Annotated in this window: 2 protein-coding genes and 1 pseudogene; 2 read left to right on the forward strand and 1 reads right to left on the reverse strand. The window is 43.2% G+C overall.

The features are described 5' to 3' along the window. Both AOQ29_RS08320 and AOQ29_RS07380 read left to right on the forward strand, forming a co-directional pair. Positions 1–290: pseudogene (locus AOQ29_RS08320) on the forward strand (glycosyltransferase); the annotation flags it as partial. 13 nt (positions 291–303) lie between these two features. After that, positions 304–2,286 carry a glycosyltransferase family protein gene (locus AOQ29_RS07380; protein ID WP_061993835.1) on the forward strand — a complete coding sequence of 661 codons (1,983 nt, stop codon included), beginning with the start codon at positions 304–306 and terminating at the stop codon, positions 2,284–2,286. A gap of 72 nt (positions 2,287–2,358) precedes the next feature. Here AOQ29_RS07380 and AOQ29_RS07385 read toward each other — a convergent pair whose 3' ends face one another. Continuing rightward, entirely contained in the window at positions 2,359–2,994 is a 636-nt protein-coding gene (locus AOQ29_RS07385) for a hypothetical protein (RefSeq protein ID WP_061993836.1), read from the reverse strand. Between the last annotated feature and the right edge of the window lie 177 nt (positions 2,995–3,171).

Below are 3,171 nucleotides of genomic sequence, written 5' to 3' on the forward strand. Positions count from 1 at the left end.
TGCTAGCCTTCGCCTGGGATGGTATTACTAGCTTATCGATTGCCCCCGTTCGGTTAATCTTAGTTCTCGGTCTCATAATTTCTTTGGTTGCGACCGGGATGGTCGGCTATACCCTGACGATGAACGTCTTAGGACAAACCATCCACGGTTGGTCCTCCTTGATGATTTCAATCTGGTTCCTAGCTGGTCTACAAATGATTAGTCTGGGTATCATTGGTGAGTACATCGGAAAAATCATGCTAGACGTCAAGCACCGCCCGCACTATCACATTCAAAAAAAGTTAAAATAACACGGTTTAATTCATGTCATCTCAAATAAAACGAACTTCTTTTTTCGCTGGATTTCTGGCTTTTGTCCTCATCATTGGCGCCTTTGGTAACCTGGCCACACTAACCGCCTTAGGTACCCTGGCCTTTGCCCTGTTAACCTTAGCCCTAATCAGGGTTCTTCGTGACCATATCACCCGTCTGCCGATGCGAACCCTGACTTGGCTCATAGCCGGTGGATTTGTCCTCATGATGGCTGCCCAAGTCTTTGTCTTAAAGGTCATGCCAGATACAATCTACCACGATCCCTATCGGATTTTATTTCAAGCCGATCAAATGGCGGCTGGCCACAACCATTGGACAATCACTTATTTCTGGCGGTACCCCAACAATGTGGCCCTCACTTACTTCTTATCGGTTTGGCTACGGTTTACTCAGCTCTTTCATTTTTCAACCAATTTAGCCGTTCATTTACTTTCCTTTCTTTTGTTAAATACCTTCATTGCCTTATCCTTACGAACCATTTGGCAGCTAAATCGGCGTAAAACTGCCCTGGTTGGCGGTTTTGCCTTTTTTGCCTGTACCCCCTTTGCTTACACATACTACCTGCAGGTCTTTTATTCCGACTTACCCTCAATGCTGATTCTTTTGATTATCATGCAGACCCTGATGTTTTGGAGGACAAGGACTCCTTGGAAAAAAGCTTTGTCTGCACTTGCCCTGGTAGTAGTGACAACGGTGGGAATGTTAATCAAGGCTAATTTAATCGTCATTGTTCCGGCCATGGCCATCTTAGCCTGGCTCCTTTGGCGGCAAAAGCTCTTAAAGAAGTCTCAGTTACTCCTACCGATGGCTTTGATTACGCTGGGCATTGGTCTTAGTAAACCCGCTACGATAGCCATCAACCAAGTGACCGACTACAGCAAAGAAAGCCGATATGAATTTCCAGCCACTCACTGGATGATGATGGGGCTAAATTTCAATAATTTTGGAATGTACTCAGATGCTGATGTTAACCATGAAATTTCATTGAAATCAGCCACTGAACGAAAAGACTACAACAAAGAAGAAATCACCGACCGCCTGACTGACTTGGGTCCTTTCCGACTCGTCACCCTTTGGATAGGAAAAGTTGGAATTTTACTCAACGTTAGTCAAATTCAAGACTGGTATAATGGTGGCTTCCGTTCTGCCCCAGCCTGGTACCACAACCATCAATCCTTGTTTCAAAAACTAACGATTATCTCCTATTCTTCTGCGACTATTCTGCTCTTTATCGGACTCATCACTCGCCTCATTGACTGGAAACCCAACCTATCGGACTCCCAAGAAGCAGTAACCCTTCTGGCCGTTATTACCGTGCTAGGCTACTTGGGCTTTCATGCCATTTTATGGGAAGCAGAGCCTCGCTATGGTCAAATTGTCTTCCCTCTACTCATCTTTGCCTACAACAGCCTTTCTGACCGTCAGAGCGACTGGAACCCACCCTTTATCACAGCCAAGAATCAACACTTAGCTATGATTAGTACACTTACTGGTGCTGTTCTGTTGCTTGCTATTAACTTGATTTTCCCACATCAATTAAAAAATAGCGTCATTACCGCTCAACAAAGCCAGTTATCCGCACAATACCAGGCCCAGCCACAAACATTAGTACCTGGTCATACTGTTTCACAAAAAATCACCTTAAACCAGGTAGCCAATTACTTTGATTTGCAAGTCCATGCTCATGTGCATGTGACAGCCAAATTAATTCGCAATAGTGATCATAAAGTTTACCACCTTAATTACGACGGGGGTGACTACCTTCTGCATGACCGCCTCAGCCCTGGTTCCTACACCATTTTGATTGAAAATCATAGTGATCACGATAAGCACGTTGATATTGTTCAAACCAACAATTACAAACTTACCAATCATTCACTCTTTATCAATGGCACTGAGCAACAAAACGCTTCATTAGTTTATAACTGTACCAATGGTCCTAGGACAACACAGCCACTCCTTGTGACTGATTAAAACAAAAAAGACATAACCGCTTCAGTTCAAATCACTCGAACTGGGCAGTTATGTCTTTTATTTTACTTATCGTTATGATGCCTTCATAAAGGCTGCTAGGCTAGTTGATGGTGATGATTGATATGGTTTCAATGCCCCAAATCCTGTAATATAAACCTTTGAACCCTTAATCGCATAGTTACTTGAACCCAAAACAGAGCTTTGGCTGACGAAAGCAACATCGTTACCAGAAAAGGCCACATCCACCTCCGCACCAGATGCACTGACTTGAGCATAGGGGAAGCTACCTGACAACTGTGCGCCAGACTTAGCCTTCTTTTCACTCGTAAAGACAACAGGTAACTTAGTCTTCTTGTCTTCTAAGATGATACTACGATGGCTGTCATCCCAGAACCCAGTCATCTTGTCACCCTTCAAAGTAACACTAAATGTACCCTTCCAAGCATCGGTCATTTTATAAGTACCCGCCTGCTTAGTTGAAGTACCATCAACGCTCAGGGTCACCTTGTTATTTTTTGCAAAGGTTAACCGTTCCTTTTGATCCTTACCAGAGCTATCTTGCTGGGTTAAGGTATAAGTTCCCTTTAAATTTTGGTTAGCGTGAAGTCGATTATAAGAAAATCCTGCTGCCGCTCCTGCAATCACAACAACTAAGACTAACGTGGCAATGATTCGTTTCTTCGTAAAAAATCCGACAAATTTTGACATTGTTCTTCTTTCCATCAATCATCCAATGATTAATTTAAACCTGGTTGCTTCAGGGTCTTCCCCAAAAATTAAGCTACGTCTAATTTAACATAAAGTTTCATGGACTGTCAGGCAAGGAAATGTGGCTTATTTTCACCTGAAGAGGCGGTTGCTTTAGCTATTTAATCACTTTAGACA

It is taken from the genome of Fructobacillus ficulneus (assembly GCF_001047075.2).
GTDB classification, from domain to species: Bacteria; Bacillota; Bacilli; order Lactobacillales; family Lactobacillaceae; genus Fructobacillus; species Fructobacillus ficulneus.

Excerpts from the sequence above, each read along its gene's own strand:
- AOQ29_RS07380 (WP_061993835.1), top strand. The coding sequence starts at position 304 with ATGTCATCTCAAATAAAACGAACTTCTTTTTTCGCTGGATTTCTGGCT.
- AOQ29_RS07385 (WP_061993836.1), bottom strand. The coding sequence starts at position 2,994 with ATGTCAAAATTTGTCGGATTTTTTACGAAGAAACGAATCATTGCCACG.